At 64.6% G+C, this 16,934-nt stretch carries 18 protein-coding genes and 1 other RNA gene; 11 read left to right on the top strand and 8 right to left on the bottom strand.

The window, feature by feature from the left end:
• Positions 1 to 141 precede the first annotated feature (141 nt).
• The gene (gene def, locus J2R78_RS19580; protein ID WP_038385628.1) at positions 142 to 669 is read right to left on the bottom strand and encodes a peptide deformylase; all 528 of its coding nucleotides are present in this window, start codon (positions 667 to 669) and stop codon (positions 142 to 144) included.
• 170 nt (positions 670 to 839) lie between these two features.
• Between def and J2R78_RS19575 the strand changes: the two genes are divergently transcribed.
• Positions 840 to 2,060, top strand: a complete 1,221-nt coding sequence (locus tag J2R78_RS19575; protein WP_225649462.1) for a DNA recombination protein RmuC — start codon at positions 840 to 842, stop codon at positions 2,058 to 2,060.
• A 195-nt stretch (positions 2,061 to 2,255) separates the two neighbouring features.
• Positions 2,256 to 3,626 carry an MFS transporter gene (locus J2R78_RS19570; protein WP_253606254.1) on the top strand — a complete coding sequence of 457 codons (1,371 nt, stop codon included), beginning with the start codon at positions 2,256 to 2,258 and terminating at the stop codon, positions 3,624 to 3,626.
• Positions 3,627 to 3,925: 299 nt separating this feature from the next.
• On the opposite strand, the gene J2R78_RS19565 is transcribed toward J2R78_RS19570, so the two are convergent.
• From J2R78_RS19565 to ffs, 5 genes are all read right to left on the bottom strand, one after another.
• Positions 3,926 to 4,369, bottom strand: coding sequence for a hypothetical protein (locus J2R78_RS19565; RefSeq protein WP_375166720.1), 444 nt, complete (start codon positions 4,367 to 4,369; stop codon positions 3,926 to 3,928).
• Positions 4,370 to 4,516: 147 nt separating this feature from the next.
• A complete protein-coding gene (recR, locus tag J2R78_RS19560; protein ID WP_028335942.1) occupies positions 4,517 to 5,122 on the bottom strand; it encodes a recombination mediator RecR in 606 nt (201 codons plus the stop codon).
• Entirely contained in the window at positions 5,123 to 5,443 is a 321-nt protein-coding gene (locus tag J2R78_RS19555) for a YbaB/EbfC family nucleoid-associated protein (RefSeq protein WP_028335943.1), read from the bottom strand. It abuts the gene before it with no gap.
• A gap of 23 nt (positions 5,444 to 5,466) precedes the next feature.
• Positions 5,467 to 7,320 carry a DNA polymerase III subunit gamma/tau gene (locus J2R78_RS19550; RefSeq protein WP_253606252.1) on the bottom strand — a complete coding sequence of 618 codons (1,854 nt, stop codon included), beginning with the start codon at positions 7,318 to 7,320 and terminating at the stop codon, positions 5,467 to 5,469.
• 111 nt (positions 7,321 to 7,431) lie between these two features.
• Positions 7,432 to 7,528: signal recognition particle sRNA small type (gene ffs / locus J2R78_RS19545), an RNA gene on the bottom strand.
• A 111-nt stretch (positions 7,529 to 7,639) separates the two neighbouring features.
• Here ffs and J2R78_RS19540 point away from each other — a divergent pair.
• The 6 genes from J2R78_RS19540 (at position 7,640) to J2R78_RS19515 (ending at position 12,539) form a co-directional block, all read left to right on the top strand.
• Positions 7,640 to 8,059 carry an HIT domain-containing protein gene (locus J2R78_RS19540; protein ID WP_016848078.1) on the top strand — a complete coding sequence of 140 codons (420 nt, stop codon included), beginning with the start codon at positions 7,640 to 7,642 and terminating at the stop codon, positions 8,057 to 8,059.
• 7 nt (positions 8,060 to 8,066) lie between these two features.
• The gene (gene nudC, locus J2R78_RS19535) at positions 8,067 to 9,017 is read left to right on the top strand and encodes an NAD(+) diphosphatase (RefSeq protein ID WP_076834914.1); all 951 of its coding nucleotides are present in this window, start codon (positions 8,067 to 8,069) and stop codon (positions 9,015 to 9,017) included.
• A 78-nt stretch (positions 9,018 to 9,095) separates the two neighbouring features.
• Positions 9,096 to 10,043: a sugar kinase gene (locus J2R78_RS19530; protein ID WP_057018982.1), complete on the top strand. Its 948-nt coding sequence runs from the start codon at positions 9,096 to 9,098 to the stop codon at positions 10,041 to 10,043.
• A gap of 76 nt (positions 10,044 to 10,119) precedes the next feature.
• Positions 10,120 to 10,620: an Lrp/AsnC family transcriptional regulator gene (locus tag J2R78_RS19525; protein ID WP_016848075.1), complete on the top strand. Its 501-nt coding sequence runs from the start codon at positions 10,120 to 10,122 to the stop codon at positions 10,618 to 10,620.
• 160 nt (positions 10,621 to 10,780) lie between these two features.
• Positions 10,781 to 11,092: a hypothetical protein gene (locus J2R78_RS19520; RefSeq protein WP_253606251.1), complete on the top strand. Its 312-nt coding sequence runs from the start codon at positions 10,781 to 10,783 to the stop codon at positions 11,090 to 11,092.
• On the top strand, positions 11,073 to 12,539 hold the full coding sequence (locus tag J2R78_RS19515) for a methyl-accepting chemotaxis protein (RefSeq protein ID WP_253606249.1): 1,467 nt from the start codon (positions 11,073 to 11,075) through the stop codon (positions 12,537 to 12,539). The genes J2R78_RS19520 and J2R78_RS19515 overlap by 20 nt, the downstream gene beginning before the upstream one ends.
• A gap of 120 nt (positions 12,540 to 12,659) precedes the next feature.
• Here J2R78_RS19515 and J2R78_RS19510 read toward each other — a convergent pair whose 3' ends face one another.
• Positions 12,660 to 14,159 carry a phosphomannomutase/phosphoglucomutase gene (locus J2R78_RS19510; RefSeq protein ID WP_253606247.1) on the bottom strand — a complete coding sequence of 500 codons (1,500 nt, stop codon included), beginning with the start codon at positions 14,157 to 14,159 and terminating at the stop codon, positions 12,660 to 12,662.
• Positions 14,160 to 14,420: 261 nt separating this feature from the next.
• Between J2R78_RS19510 and J2R78_RS19505 the strand changes: the two genes are divergently transcribed.
• From J2R78_RS19505 to J2R78_RS19495, 3 genes are all read left to right on the top strand, one after another.
• Positions 14,421 to 14,624: a hypothetical protein gene (locus tag J2R78_RS19505; protein ID WP_253606245.1), complete on the top strand. Its 204-nt coding sequence runs from the start codon at positions 14,421 to 14,423 to the stop codon at positions 14,622 to 14,624.
• 225 nt (positions 14,625 to 14,849) lie between these two features.
• Positions 14,850 to 15,575, top strand: a complete 726-nt coding sequence (locus tag J2R78_RS19500; protein WP_253606243.1) for a hypothetical protein — start codon at positions 14,850 to 14,852, stop codon at positions 15,573 to 15,575.
• A gap of 9 nt (positions 15,576 to 15,584) precedes the next feature.
• A complete protein-coding gene (locus J2R78_RS19495; RefSeq protein WP_143029463.1) occupies positions 15,585 to 16,070 on the top strand; it encodes a hypothetical protein in 486 nt (161 codons plus the stop codon).
• 276 nt (positions 16,071 to 16,346) lie between these two features.
• Here the strand turns inward: J2R78_RS19495 and J2R78_RS19490 are convergent, their stop codons facing one another.
• Positions 16,347 to 16,859: a TIGR02281 family clan AA aspartic protease gene (locus J2R78_RS19490; RefSeq protein ID WP_253606241.1), complete on the bottom strand. Its 513-nt coding sequence runs from the start codon at positions 16,857 to 16,859 to the stop codon at positions 16,347 to 16,349.
• Between the last annotated feature and the right edge of the window lie 75 nt (positions 16,860 to 16,934).

The following is a 16,934-nucleotide window of genomic DNA, read 5'->3' as shown; positions in this document are numbered from 1 at the left end:
TCGGTAGCAGTTGGAGTGCTTAAGCGCGAAGCGCGTCTTCGCACAAGAAGCCCCGGGCATCCACGTTTTCGGCGACAGCGAAGCAAGACGTGGATGGCCGGGTCAAGCCCGGCCATGACGCGTCCGGGAAAGCGACCGCGCCTACTCCGCCGCGCGCTTGGCGGCCTTCTCGAATTTCTTGAACACGCGGTCGCGCTTCAGTTTCGACAGATAATCCACGAACAGCACGCCGTTGAGATGATCGATTTCGTGCTGGATGCAGGTGGCGTAGAGCCCTTCCGCATCCTCCTCATGCACCGTGCCGTCGAGATCGGTGAATCGCACGCGCACCCGCGCCGGCCGCTCGACCTCCTCGTAATATTCGGGGATCGACAGGCAGCCCTCTTCGTACACCGACAGTTCTTCCGAACGCGCAATGATCTCCGGATTGATGAAGACGCGCGGCTTCGCCGTGGTCTCGCCGTTCTCGTCGCGCTTGGCGAGGTCCATGGTGATCAGCCGCAGCGGCTGCGCGACCTGGATCGCCGCGAGCCCAATGCCGGGCGCGTCATACATGGTCTCGAGCATGTCGTCGGCCAGCTTGCGGATCTCCGGCGTCACCTTCTCGATCGGTTTCGACACCAGCCGCAACTGCTTGTCCGGCAGGATGATGATTTCTCTTAATGCCATGGCGGCGATTTAAGCTGCTGACTTCATGGGGTCAATGCGCTCAGGAACCCGTTAGGACAACGTTAACCACGTTTCTTCACCCCGCATTAACCGTGAAAATCAGGAATGCATTTACCATAAGCGTTCCCTCTTCGTTCGCACCTGGCCGCGAATCGGCTACAACTGCCGGCATGAACGAGATTCTCCTCACGATTGGCGACCTTCCCGTCCGTGTCTCCGACGCATTGATCGGCCTTGGGGCGCTGGCGCTGATCCTGCTGTTCGCCATTGCGGTGGTGATCGCACGCGCCAGCCGGCGCGGCGCGGAACTCGCAATGGCCCAGGCCATCCGCGCCGAAGAGCTGGAGGAGCGCCTCGCCGACATGCTGCGGGCCCAGAGCGAATCCTCCGGGCGGGTCGATGCCAAGGTTGATACTATGGCGCAGGCGCTGGCCGGCCGCCAGGCCGAGATGGCCCGGGCCGTCAACGAGCGGCTCGATTCGGTGACCCACCGGGTCGGCCAGTCGATGGAGCAATCGACCCGCAACACGATGGATTCGCTGCGCGTGCTGCATGAGCGGCTCGGCATCATCGACCACGCGCACAAGAACCTCAACGAACTCACCACCCAGGTGACGACGCTGCGCGACGTGCTCGCCAACAAGCAATCGCGCGGCGCCTTCGGCCAGGCGCGGATGGAGGCGATCGTCCAGGACGGCATGCCGAAGGGCTCGTTCGAGTTCCAGTACACGCTGACGTCGGGCAAGCGGCCGGACTGCGTGGTGTTTCTGCCCGACCAGCGCCCGCTCTGCATCGACGCGAAATTCCCGCTCGAGGCCATGACCGCGCTGCACGATGCGCGCAGCGACGAGGAGCGAAAATTCGCCAGCCAGCGGCTGCGCGCCGACGTGCTGAAGCATGTCAGCGACATCGCGGAGAAGTACCTGATCCCGGGCGAGACCCAGGACACCGCGCTGATGTTCGTGCCGTCGGAATCGGTCTATGCCGAGATCCATGACGGCTTCGACGACGTGATCCAGAAGGCCTATCGCGCCCGCGTCGTGCTGGTGTCGCCGTCGCTCTTGATGCTGGCGATCCAGGTGATGCAGCAGATCCTGAAGGACGCCCGCATTCGCGATGCCGCCGACCAGATCCGCAACGAGGTGATGCATCTCGGCGACGACCTCGGCCGCCTGCGCGATCGCGTGCTCAAGCTGCAGACCCATTTCGGCCAGGTAAACGAGGACGTCAGGCAGATCCTGATCTCCGCCGACAAGATCGAGAAGCGCGCCGGCCGCATCGAGGAACTCGACTTCAGCAAGTCCGAGACCCCGATCGAGGTCCCCCGTTTCGTCAAGCCCAGCACGTCCGACCTGTTCCCCGCCCCGCGCAAGCTGCAGGCGGGGGAGTAGCCTCGAAGTCACCTCGCCCCGCTTGCGGGGAGAGGTCGAAATTCGCGCTTCGCGCGAATTTCGGGTGAGGGGGAGCTTCCGCACATTGCACCCGTCATAATTCGCTGAGAAAGCCCCTCACCCCAACCCTCTCCCCGCGATAGAGCGGGGAGAGGGAGCCAAGGCAGCCGCGGTCGAATCTGCTAACAGAGGGGCATGACCGCGCCCGAAGTGACCGCGACCCAATCGGAAAAGAATCCCCCCGCCGCCACCTCCTGGCGCGACAGTTTTGCGGTGTACCTGCAGCCGCGGGTGCTGATCGTGCTGCTGCTGGGCTTCTCCTCGGGGCTGCCGCTGGCGCTGTCGGGCTCGACGCTGCAGGTCTGGATGAAGGAGGCCGGGGTCGATCTCGGCACCATCGGGCTGCTGGCGCTGATCGGCACGCCCTACACGCTGAAGTTCCTCTGGGCGCCGCTGGTCGACGCGCTGCATGTGCCGCTGTTCACGCAGATGTTCGGCCGCCGCCGCGGCTGGCTGCTGTTCTCGCAGCTGTTGCTGATCGCGGCGATCCTGGTGCTGGCGATGGCCGATCCGGCGCGCTCGCCATGGTTCGCGGCCTTCGCCGCGCTGCTGGTCGCAACCGCCTCGTCGACGCAGGACATCGTGGTCGATGCCTTCCGCGTCGAAAGCCTGCCCGAAAGCGAGCAGGCCGCCGGCATGGCGTCCTATGTCGCGGCCTACCGCGTCGGCATGCTGGTCTCGACCGCCGGCGCGCTGTTCATCGTCAGCGGCTTCGAGTCCGCTGGCCTCGCGCGCCCCTCGGCCTGGATGTGGGGCTATGTGGTGATGGCCGCGCTGGTCGTGATCGGCATCATCACCGCGCTGGCTGCGACCGAGCCGGCCCAATCGAAAGGCGCGGAGGCGGCCACGCATGCGCAGAACGCGGCCGAACGCGTGCTACACGCCGCGCTCGGCGCGTTCTCCGAGTTCCTCAGCCGTAAGGACGCCTTCGCGGCGCTCGCCTTTGTGGTGCTGTTCAAGTTCACCGACGCGTTTTCGGGCACCATGACCGCGCCGTTCGTGATCGACATCGGCTTTTCCAAGGTCGATTACGCGGCGATCGTGAAGGGCGTCGGCCTCGCCGCGACCCTGATCGGCGGCTTTGCCGGCGGCTTCGTGGCGCGGCGCTATTCGCTGGCGACCAGCCTGTGGATCGGCGGCGTGCTGCAGGCGATCGCCAACCTGTCGTTCTCGTGGCTGGCGCATGTCGGGGTCGATCAATGGGCGCTGGCGCTTGCGATCACCGCGGAGAATTTCACCAGCGCGATCGGCACCGTGATCTTCGTCGCCTATCTGTCGGCGCTGTGCCGCAACCCGCTGCACACCGCGACCCAGTATGCGCTGCTGACGGCGCTCGCCGCGGTCGGCCGCACCTATCTGTCGTCAGGCGCTGGTTATGTCGCCAAGGCCGTCGGCTGGCAGATGTTCTTCGTGATCTGCGTGCTGGTCGCGATCCCGAGCCTGATCCTGCTCGCCTGGCTGCAGCGGCGCGGGCATTTCGACGAGCTGGGGCCGGTGCGGGTTTAGTCGCCTGTAGCCCGGCTTGACCGGGTGAATCCGCCCTGTATTCCAGAGGCGTTCGTAATTCAGCGGGGAAGCGGCGGAACCACTCTCTCCGCGCGTCGTCCTGGCGAAAGCCAGGACCCATTACCCCAAATGCGAATTGTTGCGCGATGTCGGGGCCACGATCCATCCGACAAGCAAGGCCGGTGATTATGGGTCCTGGCCTTCGCCAGGACGACGATGAGGATGGGTCGCAACTCAAGAAACAGCGCGGTGTCATTACCCGCGCATCCAGGCGATGACACCGTAACCGAGGCACGACCCTACTTCGCCACTACGCTCCACTTGGTGACGATGGCTTCGCTCATCTCGCCGGCATCCTTGGCGCAGGCGACTTCGTCGACCTTCACCGAGATTTCCTTGCCGGAGAGGCTTTTGAGCTGCGCGGCCTGGGCGTCGTTGGTCGGAATCAGCTGGAAGGTTTCCGGCCCGGTCTCGAGATTGCACAGACCGTTCGGCGGCGGCAGGCGGCGCGGCTCGCTGGTGATCTGGTAGGTCGCGACGCGCTTGCCGCGGTTCTTGGCGTCACGCACCTTCATGACGCCGAGCTCTCCCGACAGCACGTCGCCGGCGTGGATCATCTTGCCGGGCTTCTGCGGGGCGTCGGCCTGCTGCGCGAGCGCGCAAGGCGCGGCGAACGTTGCCGCCAGAAGCGCAAAGCGCAAACGTACGCCGAATAAGCGTACGCCGAATCGGTGTGCCGTCATTGTCAGTGGTTCCGTATCTTGATTCGTCAGAGCGTGAATGACCGTCCCCGAATCGGCATCCACCCTACCATTTTGTTTCGGTGCGATCTTTTCGGATTGTGACCGATCGCTTGGCGCCTGACGCGTGCTCGGCGCCAGCATCGCGCGCTAGAACAGCGTCCGCTGCCGCATGGCTGCAGATAGCGTACCTTCATCGAGGTAATCAAGCTCTCCGCCGACCGGCACGCCATGCGCCAGCCGCGTCACCCGCACATTGGCCTCCGACAACAGGTCGGTGATGTAATGCGCGGTGGTCTGGCCATCGACGGTCGCATTGAGCGCCAAAATGATCTCGCTGACCTCGGGCGCATGCGCACGCGCCACCAGCTGATCGATGGTGAGATCCTGTGGACCGACGCCGTCGAGCGGCGACAGCGTCGCGCCGAGCACGTGATAGCGGCCATTGGTCGCATTGGCGCGTTCCAGCGCCCAGAGGTCGGCGACGTCCGCGACCACGACGATGATCGAGGGATCGCGGCGCGGATCCGTGCACACGGTGCAGGGGTTTTGTGTATCGATGTTTCCGCAGGTCTTGCAGACCTGGATCTTGTCGATCGCGACCTGCAGCGCCGCGGTCAGCGGCGTCATCAGGGCTTCGCGCTTCTTGATCAGATGCAGCGCCGCGCGCCGCGCCGAACGGGGCCCGAGCCCGGGCAGCCGCGCCAGCAACTGGATCAGGCGTTCAATCTCGGGGCCGGCAACGCTTGCAGCCATTTAAGTCGGACCGAATCCCGGCGGCAGGCCGAGCCCGCCGGTCAGCGCCATCATCTTCTCCTGCATCGCGGTCTCGGCCTTGCGGCGTGCATCGCCATGCGCGGTGACCAGGAGATCCTCGAGCACCTCGCGTTCCTCCGGCTTCATCAGCGACGGATCGATCTTGATGCCCTTCACTTCCATCTTGGCGGTCATGCGCACCGTGACCAGGCCGCCGCCGGAGATGCCTTCGACCTCGACATTGCCGAGCTGTTCCTGCATCTCCTGCATCTTGGATTGCAGCTGCGCTGCCTGCTTCATCATGCCGAGAAAATCAGCCATGCGTGCGTCCCTGTAGCCAAATATCAATCGTCGTCGCTGTCGGAAGTTTCAATCGGGTCTTCGCCGGTGGCATCCGAAACCGGAACCTCGGCGGCAAGGCGGCGAACCTCGACCACCTTGGTGCCGGGGAAGCGCGCCAGCACCTCCTGCACGCGCGGATCGGCCTCGGCGGCGCGCTGGTGCTCGCTGCGCGCCAGTTCGTTCTGCGAGCGCACCGTGGGCTGGCCGGCCTCGTTGGAGATGATCACGGTCCAGCGCCGCCCGGTCCATAGTTCGAGCTTGCGCGACAGATCGGTGACCAGCGCGCGCTGCGCCTTCGGCTCGAGGGCGATCTCGAGTTGGCCGTCCTCGATGCGCACCAGCCGCACATCGGCCTCCAGCGCACTCTTCATCATGATGTCGCGCTTCTCGCCGGCGAGCGCGATCAATTGCGGAAAGCTTGATATCCGCAGCGCCGGCGCGGCATCGGCGGCCGGCGCTGCCATCTGCGGACGCGCGGCGAGATCGCCGCGCGGCGCGGCCTGCGGCGTGCGCACCGGCGCCGACGGCATGGCCGACATCGCCGAGCTCGGTGCGCCGCGTGACGGTGACGACGCGGCGGAACCCGACGTCGCGGGCGCCGCGCCGCCGCCATTCTGCTCGATCATCCGGATCGCCTCATCCGGCGTCGGCAGATCGGCGACATAGGCGATCCGCACCAGCACCATCTCGGCCGCGGCGGCCGGGCGCGTCGCGGTCTGCACCTCGGCGATGCCCTTGAGCAGCATCTGCCACATCCGCGACAGCACCCGCATCGACAGCTTGGCGGCGAACTCGCGCGCCCGCACCCGCTCGGTCTCGCCGAACGCAACATTGTCGGCCGTCCCCGGCACGAACTTCACGCGGGTGACGAAATTGACGAACTCGGCAAGGTCGGACAGCACCACGACCGGATCGGCGCCGACGTCATATTGCGCGCGGAATTCGGCGAAGGCGGCGGCGATATCGCCGCGCGCCAGCTGTTCGAACAGATCGATCACGCGGGTGCGGTCGGCGAGGCCGAGCATCTGCCTGACCGCGTCGGCCTTCACATTGCCGGCGGCATGCGCAATCGCCTGGTCGAACAGCGACAGCGAGTCGCGCACCGATCCCTCGGCCGCGCGCGCGATGATGCCGAGCGCCTCGGGCTCGACCTCGACGCCTTCCTTGGTCGCGATATTGCCGAGATGCTTCATCAGCACGTCGGCTTCGACGCGGCGCAGGTCGAAGCGCTGGCAGCGCGACAGCACCGTGATCGGAACCTTGCGGATTTCGGTGGTGGCGAACACGAACTTGGCGTGCTCCGGCGGCTCCTCCAGCGTCTTCAGGAAGGCGTTGAAGGCCGCCGTCGACAGCATGTGGACTTCGTCGATGATGTAGACCTTGTAGCGTGCGCTGGCCGGCGCGTAGCGCACGCTGTCATTGATCTGGCGGACATCGTCGACGCCGGTGTGGGAGGCGGCGTCCATCTCCAGCACGTCCATGTGCCGGCTTTCCATGATCGCCTGGCAGTGGATGCCGAGGTCCGGCATGTGGATGGTCGGCCCCTGCACCGAGCCGTCCGGCTTGGCGTAGTTCAAGGCGCGAGCGAGGATGCGCGCGGTGGTGGTCTTGCCGACCCCGCGGACGCCGGTGAGAATCCAGGCCTGCGGAATTCGCCCGGTCTCGAACGCGTTCGAGACCGTGCGCACCATAGCCTCCTGGCCGATCAGGTCCTCGAAGCTGGAGGGGCGGTATTTGCGAGCAAGAACGCGGTAGGGTTTTGCGGCGTCCGGCGCGCCGCCGAGATCGAAACCGCCGTCAAGGCTCCCTTTGCCTGCGCCGTCGGACGGATGGGAGGGGTCGCCAGCGTCATTCATGCATCGATCCGCAACTTGGGAATTGTCTCTTCAGCCGGCGTGCGGATAGGAGCCAAAATCGAGCGCCGGGCGCGGAGACCGCCATTCCAGCGCGATTCGCTCGAAAAACAGGTAGGAGACTGACGAGCGACCCGATCCGGACCTCGTTAGGGCTGCTTCCTTCCGGACCTGACCCGGTTGGCGAGTGGCTCGTCCACCGCCAATCTCCCGATCCCTATTTGGGGCCAAAACCGCCGGAAAGCAAGCGGCCTGACCCGGCTTTGTAAGGCTGGCTTTGTGGGACTTGTCTGGGAACACGGAAAGGCATTATTTGCCCCCCATGTCCGCCTCCAATTGGTCGCTGCATTCGCAGCTCAAGAAAGACACCATCGACATCGGCGACCTGCCGCTGTGCAAGGTGCTCGTCATCAAGGATGCGCATTATCCGTGGCTGCTGCTGGTGCCGCGGCGCGACGGCGCGGTCGAGATCATCGACCTCGACGAGGTCGCGCAGGCGCAGCTGATGACGGAAATCACCCGCGTCTCCCGGGCCCTGAAAGAGGTCACCAAGTGCGACAAGCTGAATGTCGCCGCGCTCGGCAACCTCGTCCCGCAGCTGCACGTCCACGTCATCGCGCGCCGCACCAGCGACGCTGCATGGCCGCGTCCCGTTTGGGGCGTGATGCCGCCGCTGGCGCATGACGCCGAGGAAGTGCAGAATTTCATCAGCGCGCTTCGCCGCAAGATCTGGTTGGGTTGAACATTCAATGTCTGCATTCGATTCATTTCCGCTCGGCCAGCCGGCCTTCGTCACCCACGTGCTGGACCGCGCCGCGCATCTGCGCACCAACGACGAGAAGCTGTTCGCGCTGGAGGGCCACCGCGAAGCTAGAGCCTATGTGATCTATCGCGACTCGCTGGTCGTGAAGCAGGAGGATGGCGGGGCCCGCGCACTGCTTTCGCTGGAGGAAGCCCGCAGCTACGGCGCCAATCCCGGCACGATCTTCCTCGGGCTGCGCGACGCCGCGCCGATCTTCGGCATGGGGATCGCGCCGCAGGCGGCCGAGAAGCTGGTCGGACGCGCCGACGTCGCGATCACCGAATTGCGCGGCATGGCGATGCAGGGGGTGGTGCCGCCCGAGCAGCTCTCGGCCATCGCGATGGCGAAATCGATGGTGACCTGGCATCAGCGCCACGGCTTCTGCGCGAACTGCGGCACCCGCACGGCGATGAAGGACGGCGGCTGGAAGCGCGAATGCCCGAGCTGCAAGGCCGAGCACTTTCCGCGCACCGACCCGGTGGTGATCATGCTGGTCACGTATGGCGATAAGGTGCTGCTGGGACGGCAGAAGCAGTTCATGCCCGGCATGTATTCCTGCCTCGCCGGGTTCGTGGAAGCCGCGGAGACCATCGAGGACGCCGTGCGGCGCGAGATTTTCGAGGAGTCCGGCATCCGCTGCACCGACGTCAATTACTACATGACGCAGCCCTGGCCCTATCCGTCATCGCTGATGATCGGCTGCACCGCGCGCGCGACCAACGAGGACATCGTGGTCGACCGCACCGAGCTGGAAGATGCGCGCTGGTTCGACCATGCCGAGGCGTCGCTGATGCTGAAGCGCCAGCATCCCGAAGGGCTCGCCGGCCCGCATCCGTTCGCGATTGCCCATCATCTGCTCGGCCGCTGGGTGCATCACCAGAACCCGTTGGACAAATAGCGGGAACCGGACATCGTTCTGCCGATTAAAGCTGGACACAGTTCTGGCAGTAACGGAACCATTGCGACGGATCCCCGCATGAATTTTCAGAACGGCGCCCCGAAAGTCCCGCCCCGCATCCTCTGCATCGGCCTGCCGGTGCGCGACCTGACCTTTCGCGTCAGCGTCCCGGCGCGCGGCTCCAAGGAGAATGCGACGCATTTCGACGAGATCTGCGGCGGCAATGCGCTGAACGCCGCCATCGGCATCGTCCGACTGGGCGGGCGCGCTTCGATCTGCGGACCGATGGGCGATTCGCAGGAGACCTCGAGCCGCTACATCTTCGACAAGCTCGCCCAGGAAGGCATCGAGACCAATCATCTGATCCACATGCCGAACCTGGTCACCCCGATCTCGGCGATCATGATCGACGACAGCGGCGAACGCACCATCGTCACCTTCCGCGATCCGGAACTCTGGAAGGTCAAGCTGCCGCCGACCGAGCTGTTGCTGGAGGATTGCGCGGCGATCCTGACCGAGAGCCGCTGCGCGCCGTTCTGCACCGAGCTTTGCGCCGAGGCGGTCAAGCGCGGCATCCCCGTGGTGGTCGACGTCGACCGCGCGATGTCGATGCGGGAGGGGCTGCTCACCGCCTCCTCCCATCTGGTGTTCTCCAGCGAGCCGCTGCAGGAGACCGCCGACGTCACCGACGACGGCCAGGCGCTGCACAAGCTCGCCAAGCTCACCCCCTCCTTCCTGGCCGGCACCCGCGGGCCGATGGGCACGATCTGGCTCAACGAGAACGGCGAGCTCGAGGAAACCCCGGCCTTCCCGGTCCATACCGTCGACACGCTCGGGGCCGGCGACGTCTTCCACGGGGCGTTCGCCCTCGCCATCACCGAGAAGCAGCCGCTGCGCGACGCACTCCGCTTCGCCTCGGCCGCTGCAGCGCTGAAATGCACCCGCTTCGGGGGTGCTTATGCCGCACCGCAACGTACTGAAGTTGAAGAGTTTTTGGGTCAGCACGCCGACGCCAGGCCGGCCTGAGCCGTCACGAATCGCTTGATTTGGAAGATTCTTCTCTATATGAGGGATATTGAACCTTCATATGGAACTTTCTTCTATGACCGATGTCGCCATTCAGCTTCATGACAACAGCCGCCGCCTCGATGCGATCGATCGCAAGATTCTGACCGTGTTGCAGGAGGATGCGTCGCTCTCCGTCGCCGAGATCGGCGACCGGGTCGGCCTGTCGTCGACGCCGTGCTGGAAGCGCATCCAGCGGCTGGAGGCCGACGGCGTGATCCTGCGCCGCGTGGCGCTGGTCGACCAGAACAAGATCGGCCTCGGGATTTCGGTGTTCGTCTCGGTCGAGAGCGCCGACCATTCGGAAGCCTGGCTGCGCAAATTCGCCGACGCCGTCAGCGCCATGCCCGAGGTGATGGAGTTCTACCGGATGGCCGGCGACGTCGACTACATGCTGCGCGTCGTGGTCGCGGACATGCAGGCCTACGACGTCTTCTACAAGAAGCTGATCAGTGCCGTGCCGCTGAAGAATGTCACCTCGCGCTTCGCGATGGAGAAGATCAAGTCGGTGACGGCGCTGCCGGTGCCCGCGGCGTAAGCGCAGCCGCACACCCCACACGACAGGTCGATACGCCCCCAGGTAGTTCGCCGGTTCGGCATTTACCTGAAGTTAGCGCCGGCAGCGGTATTCTGCTGCGATGGAGCCGGGGGAGATCATCCCAGCGAAACGACGGCCTGCCTGGCTGGGCGCGGCCGCATTGCTGATCGCGAGCTGGATCGCGGTCGCAACGCTGTCGTTGCAGGTGCGTGCGGGCAGCGATGTGGTGGCCGTGGCCTTTCCGCCATGGTGGCGCGCCGAGCGCGCGCTGCTGGCCGCCGCATCCGCCGATGCGTCGATCGTTCGGATGACCGCGATCCCGGCCCTGCTGGTGGTGCGGCCTGACCGCAATGGCGGGCTGGGCCGGCTGTACGAGGCCGGCGCCTTGCTGACCATGGATCCGCAGGCGATCGCCGGCTGCTTCGGGGCGGATGACGATCTGGGGGTTGGGGATGACCTTCGAAGGCGATGAAATGGCGGCCCTGCGCGAGACGGCCAGCAAGATCCTGCTCGTTGTGCTCTGGCTGCACGTTCCGATCGCGATCATCGTCGGCATGACGCTACACACCGACTGGCTGATGCCGGCCGGCTTCATGGTCGCGATGGCGCTGGCCGCGACGTTGTCGTGGCGCGTCTCGGGGAACGGCGTTTCAACCCGCCTGATCGTTGCCGTGGCCCTGATGGCCGGCGTGTCGATGCTGGTCTACCAGTTTGCCGGCCACCGCTGGCAGGTCGACATGCACATGTATTTCTTCGCCGCGCTGGCGTGCCTCGTCGCCTATTGCGACTATCGGCCGATCGTCGCCGGCACTTTGGCGGTTGCCCTGCACCACCTGACGCTGAATTTCATCCTGCCGGCTGCGATCTATCCCGGCGGCGCCGATTTCGGTCGCGTCGTTCTCCACGCCGTGATCCTGCTGATCGAGGCCGGCGTGCTGATCTGGCTCGCGCACACGCTTGCCGAACTGTTCAGGACGTCGGCGCTGAAGGCGGCGGAAGCCGAGGCCGCCGGTGCCGCCGAGGCGCGCGCCAATGCCGAGCGCATCGAGGCCGAACGCGCCAAGCAGGATCGCGATGCCGCGCGGCGCGAGCTCGCCGCCGGCTTCGAGCGCAAGATCGGCGAGGTCGTCGAGGCCGTCGCGGTGGCGGCGGGCGCGATGCAGGACCTGTCGGCAACGATGAACGGCAGCAACGCCGAAACCATCCGCCAGGCCACCGCCGCCGCCTCCGCATCGACGCTGGCCTCGAGCAATGTGGAAACCGTCGCGTCCGCGACCGAAGAGCTGACGGCCTCGATCAACAGCATCGCCGAGCAGGTGACGCGCTCGGCACGGATCGCCGCCAAGGCCGCCGACGAGGCACGCCGCACCAACAGCGTCGTCGAAGGCCTTGCCGCCGGCACGCAGAAGATCGGCGAGGTGGTGACGTTGATCCAGAGCATCGCCAGCCAGACCAATCTGCTCGCCCTGAACGCCACCATCGAAGCGGCGCGCGCCGGCGAGCATGGCCGCGGATTCGCCGTGGTCGCGAGCGAGGTCAAGGCACTGGCCAACCAGACCGCCAGGGCGACCGAGGAGATCTCGGCCCAGATCCAGGATATCCAGAGCGCGACCGGCGCGGCCGTCAGCGCGATCGGGACCATCGGGTCCACGATCGCGGAGATCGACCAGGTCTCCGGCGAGATCGCGGCCGCCGTCGATCAGCAGGGCGCGGCGACCCGCGAGATTTCCGGCAATTTGCAGCAGGCCGCCGATCGCACGCGGGATGTCAACAAGGGCATCCTCAACGTCAACCACGCCTCAGAGCAGGCCGGCAGCGCGACCGCACAACTGCTCGATGCGGCCAACGGCCTGTCGTCGCAATCGGAGTGGCTGAAGACCGAGCTGGACCGCTTCCTGGCCTCGCTGCGGGCGGCGTGAAGCTGCGGACACCGACCGTCGCACGCTGGCTTGACCCGCGTGCCCATCGATTTTCAAGAAAGCTTTTCCGAGATGGATTGCCGGGTCAAGCCCGGCAATGACGACCCAGGAGCACCCAGCTCAAATCTTCTGATTATACTCGCCGACCTCGGGATGCGTGCGCAGCACGGCATCCATCGCCTCGAACATGTCGTGCATGCGCCGCTCGCTGACCGGGCTTTCCACCACGACCACGAGCTCCGGCTTGTTCGAGGATGCGCGCACCAGGCCCCAGCTGCCGTCCTCGACCGTGACGCGCACGCCATTGACGGTGACGAGGTCGCGGATGTTCTGGCCCGCGACCTTCCCGCCCTGCTGCTGCAACGCCTCGAAGTGCTTCACGACAGCGTCGACGACGCCGTACTTCGCCTCGTCGGCGCAATGCGGCGACATGGTCGGCGACGACCAGGTCTTCGGCAGCGCGTTCTTCAGGTCGGCCATCGACTTGCCGGGGGCGCGGTCGAGCATTTCGCAGATCGCGATCGCCGACACCAGGCCGTCGTCATAACCGCGGCCGAACGGCTTGTTGAAGAAGAAGTGGCCGGACTTCTCGAAGCCGGCGAGCGCGCCCAGTTCATTGGTGCGCCGCTTCATGTAGGAATGGCCGGTCTTCCAGTAGACCGTCTTCGCGCCCTGCTTCTGCAGCACGGGATCGGTCACGAACAGCCCGGTCGACTTCACGTCGACGACGAACTGCGCGTTGGCATTGATCGCCGACATGTCGCGCGCCAGCATGACGCCGACCTTGTCGGCGAAGATCTCCTCGCCGGTGTTGTCGACCACGCCGCAGCGGTCGCCGTCGCCGTCGAAGCCGAGGCCGACATCGGCCTTGTGCGCCAGCACCGCATCGCGGATCGCGTGCAGCATCTCCATGTCTTCCGGATTCGGATTGTATTTCGGGAAGGTATGATCGAGCTCGGTGTCGAGCGGGATCACATCGCAACCGATCGCCTCCAGCACCTGCGGCGCGAACGCGCCCGCGGTGCCGTTGCCGCAGGCCGCGACGACCTTCAGCCTGCGCTTCAGCTTCGGCCGGCTGGTGAGGTCGGCGATGTAGCGCGCCGGATAATTCTCGTGGAATTGATAGGAGCCGCCGGCCTTGTTGTTGAATTCGGCGTTGAGCACGATCTCCTTCAGCCGCGACATCTCGTCCGGACCGAAGGTCAGCGGGCGGTTAGCGCCCATCTTGACGCCGGTCCAGCCATTGTCGTTATGCGAGGCGGTGACCATGGCGACGCAGGGCACGTCGAGATCGAACTGCGCGAAGTAGGCCATCGGCGTCACCGCGAGCCCGATGTCATGCACCTTGCAGCCCGCCGCCATCAGGCCCGAGATCAGCGCGTATTTGATCGAGGCGGAATAGCCGCGGAAATCGTGACCGGCGACGATCTCCTGGCGGACGCCGAGCTCCGCGATCAGCGCGCCGAGCCCCATGCCAAGCGCCTGCACGCCCATCAGGTTGATTTCCTTGTTGAACAGCCAGCGCGCGTCGTACTCGCGAAACCCGGTCGGCTTCACCATCGGCTCGGATTCGAAGGCGTAGGTGTTCGGAACCAGCGCGGGTTTCGGCTTGGGAAACATCAGAAATGGCCTCGTGGAAATGCGGAGGAGCGATGCCGCTGGCTTTAGCGAATGCATCGCCGCAGCGGAAGGCAGGATTGACGGCTTGTGGCCAATAATTAAGGCAGATTTGGCGTCGGCGAAATACTGTCGTCATCCACCCATCCTTGCACGGCGGCGCAACACGCCACGCCGTTGCGCCCTGCGAGCTGCTTGACCGCTAATCGCTCTGACCCAGCATGGTTTCTGCAGGGGCGGCGCTAGGCAAGGACAGGCATTGCCGTGCGGTTGTTATTTCAGCCGCTCCCGGCGCTCTGCAATCTGCGCGTCGAACAATTGACACGTCGGGCAACTCACCGATATATTTCATCGTCGCAACAATTAAGCCCGCACCGGAAAATCCGCTGCGGGCTTTTTGAATTGGACAAGACGCTGTCGGCCAATCCACTGCCGGGCGCGCCGCAATTGGCCACCGCAACGAACTGAGCTGGCCGATAGCCAGGGCCGACCTCGCCGACAGGCGGCGGTCCGGCGAACACGATGGACAAGCCGAGCCGGAAGCGACACTTCCGCGCCGCCGCGCAAGCTATCCTTCAAGCACTTGCCTTCAAGCACTTGCCTTCAAACACTCAAAGCCAACCCAGCACTCTCCGCGAGGCGCGCCGCACGCGCTCGCCCGAAGATGCCCGCAATATCTGTAGGTGATGATCAATGCCTGATTACTCTCTGGTGCCGGTGGACCATCAGCCGGATTTCGATGACTACTCGCTCGTTCCCGTTGACCACGATCCGTTCGCCGCGGATGGCGTAACTCAACAGGCGCAGATTCAACAGCCGCCGACATCGACTCAACTAACGCGGCCACAGCCGCAAACCCAGCCGCAACAGCCTGCGACAGCAGCCGGTCAGCCCGGCGTCAACGGGCCGGCGACGGGCAACAGCCCCAGCGGATCGGGTGGCGTCGCTGGCATCAAGCGCTTTGGCGGCGCCGAAGGTGGCGACTTTCCGAGCCGCAATGCGGGGATCGGTTTCGAGAGCGCGGAGCGCGCATGGGACGCTGCCCGTAAGGAAATGATAGACCTTGGTGCCCAATATTACCCGGAAGAGACCAAGAGCAGGGGTTTTATCCCGGAACTGGGCGTGGAAATTCATAAGCGCGGCGGACTATATTACTACGATCAGATAGCGCGCGGATTCCAAGACGGAGCGCTGGGCGGTGGTGTGGGGTTTGGCGACAGCGGTGCGGTGGCACGTCGGCACATGCACTGGGATGATCAGCACGAGAGTGATGGAGATCTAGACAATGCGAAGGCTTATTCGCAGAAAACTCCGGATTATCGAGCGTGGGTTGGATCTTGGGATGGGAGCTATTTGTATTGGCTTCACGGCAAGCCAACGGGGTCGAGAATGCCTGATTGGAATCGATACAAATATTGAGTCATGCCGATGAAAATGTTCGTGCTCGCCGGAGCCTTATGCCTTCTGCTCGCCAATTCAACGGTATGCAAGGCAAACTCGGGCCCCTGGTGTAAGCCGGATGTCGTGACTTTGACTTTCAAAAATCAACAAGGCGGGGATCTTGCGAAGATCGAACTTCGCACCCTCAAGGCAGTTTGCGACCGAAACCCGGAAAAGAAAGGGTTTGGGGTAGGCTTGGAACGGTCGATGCGCATTGAACACAATGGGCAATGGATTGATGTGCCGAAAGAGTGTCTATCCGTTTTTCCTTTTGGGGAAGATGAGGTGTCGCTATCGGGTGACGATGCCGGCCTAGGCATAGCTATTATTGGGAAACCGACGGAGAGAGGCGAGCGTTTAAAAGTCTCGATATTCAAACACGGTGATGAAGTCTTTTGCGTTCAGGTCGTGCGCTGCCCGAATGTCGACGACCCGCCCGGCTATATCAGAGAGTGCAGTAGGGATTTACAGTGAGCACGCCGGGAGATCGGCGCGACGCTCTGCGAAAGCGCCTCAGGTCTGACGTTGCCCGCGAACGTCTGGCGCAAATGCCGCGCCGTCGCGAAGATCGACTCGACTACGCTCTCATTCCCAAAATGTGAACAAGCAGCGCACTGAATTCCCTCGCGGCGACTTGTGTGTCCGCCTTCCTCAGTTTCGGCGGAATTTCTGCCGTTCTGAGGAGACGATGCGCATCACGGAGGAAGACATCCAGCGGAAGACTTGGATAGGCTTTGATGCCAATCGGCCTTACTGCTCCAGCAACAATTTGCCGTTGGCATATTCGAAGCGCTTCAGCTTCGACAGGAAGGACAGGCCGAGCAGGTTTTCCGACAGCGCCTCGTCGGGCAGCACCAGGGCGTCGACGTCGCGCACGGTGAGGCCGCCGATCTCGATCATGGCGATGCGGGCGCGCGCGGCCTTGATGGTGCCGTTGGCAGTGGTGACGCGCGAGGTGTAATCGCCCGGCACCGGACGCAGGCCGAAGCGTGCCGCGGACGTTTCGTTCAGGGCTACCACCGAGGCGCCGGTGTCGACCATGAAGTTGATGCGCTGGCCGTCGATCCGGCCGTCGGTCGCGAAATGACCGCGAGGATCGGGCGCAATACTGAGCGTGCGGGCGCTGGCCTGCGCCACCGTGACGGCTGGGGCCATGATCTGCTTTGTGGTGGTCGCGGCGGCGGGCGACATCTTGCTGGCCATCTGAGCCATGAAGGTGCCCAGCCCGATCAGGATGGCCGCGAAAATCATCAGGTTACGCATGACACCATACTCGGAAAACCGAACACGCAATTTCACCACGCCGCCCGCCCCGCCGCGAGCGAGGGCGGCGGCACG

It is taken from the genome of Bradyrhizobium sp. USDA 4538 (assembly GCF_024171045.1).
Classification (GTDB): Bacteria; Pseudomonadota; Alphaproteobacteria; order Rhizobiales; family Xanthobacteraceae; genus Bradyrhizobium; species Bradyrhizobium australafricanum.
Note: the sequence above shows the minus strand (reverse complement) of the source record. Positions and strands in the feature narration are given on the sequence as shown.

Coding starts and splice junctions, on each gene's coding strand:
- def (WP_038385628.1), bottom strand. CDS start 669: ATGGCATTAAGAGAAATCATCATCCTGCCGGACAAGCAGTTGCGGCTG.
- J2R78_RS19575 (WP_225649462.1), top strand. CDS start 840: ATGAACGAGATTCTCCTCACGATTGGCGACCTTCCCGTCCGTGTCTCC.
- J2R78_RS19570 (WP_253606254.1), top strand. CDS start 2,256: ATGACCGCGCCCGAAGTGACCGCGACCCAATCGGAAAAGAATCCCCCC.
- J2R78_RS19565 (WP_375166720.1), bottom strand. CDS start 4,369: ATGACGGCACACCGATTCGGCGTACGCTTATTCGGCGTACGTTTGCGC.
- recR (WP_028335942.1), bottom strand. CDS start 5,122: ATGGCTGCAAGCGTTGCCGGCCCCGAGATTGAACGCCTGATCCAGTTG.
- J2R78_RS19555 (WP_028335943.1), bottom strand. CDS start 5,443: ATGGCTGATTTTCTCGGCATGATGAAGCAGGCAGCGCAGCTGCAATCC.
- J2R78_RS19550 (WP_253606252.1), bottom strand. CDS start 7,320: ATGAATGACGCTGGCGACCCCTCCCATCCGTCCGACGGCGCAGGCAAA.
- J2R78_RS19540 (WP_016848078.1), top strand. CDS start 7,640: ATGTCCGCCTCCAATTGGTCGCTGCATTCGCAGCTCAAGAAAGACACC.
- nudC (WP_076834914.1), top strand. CDS start 8,067: ATGTCTGCATTCGATTCATTTCCGCTCGGCCAGCCGGCCTTCGTCACC.
- J2R78_RS19530 (WP_057018982.1), top strand. CDS start 9,096: ATGAATTTTCAGAACGGCGCCCCGAAAGTCCCGCCCCGCATCCTCTGC.
- J2R78_RS19525 (WP_016848075.1), top strand. CDS start 10,120: ATGACCGATGTCGCCATTCAGCTTCATGACAACAGCCGCCGCCTCGAT.
- J2R78_RS19515 (WP_253606249.1), top strand. CDS start 11,073: ATGACCTTCGAAGGCGATGAAATGGCGGCCCTGCGCGAGACGGCCAGC.
- J2R78_RS19510 (WP_253606247.1), bottom strand. CDS start 14,159: ATGTTTCCCAAGCCGAAACCCGCGCTGGTTCCGAACACCTACGCCTTC.
- J2R78_RS19500 (WP_253606243.1), top strand. CDS start 14,850: ATGCCTGATTACTCTCTGGTGCCGGTGGACCATCAGCCGGATTTCGAT.
- J2R78_RS19495 (WP_143029463.1), top strand. CDS start 15,585: ATGAAAATGTTCGTGCTCGCCGGAGCCTTATGCCTTCTGCTCGCCAAT.
- J2R78_RS19490 (WP_253606241.1), bottom strand. CDS start 16,859: ATGCGTAACCTGATGATTTTCGCGGCCATCCTGATCGGGCTGGGCACC.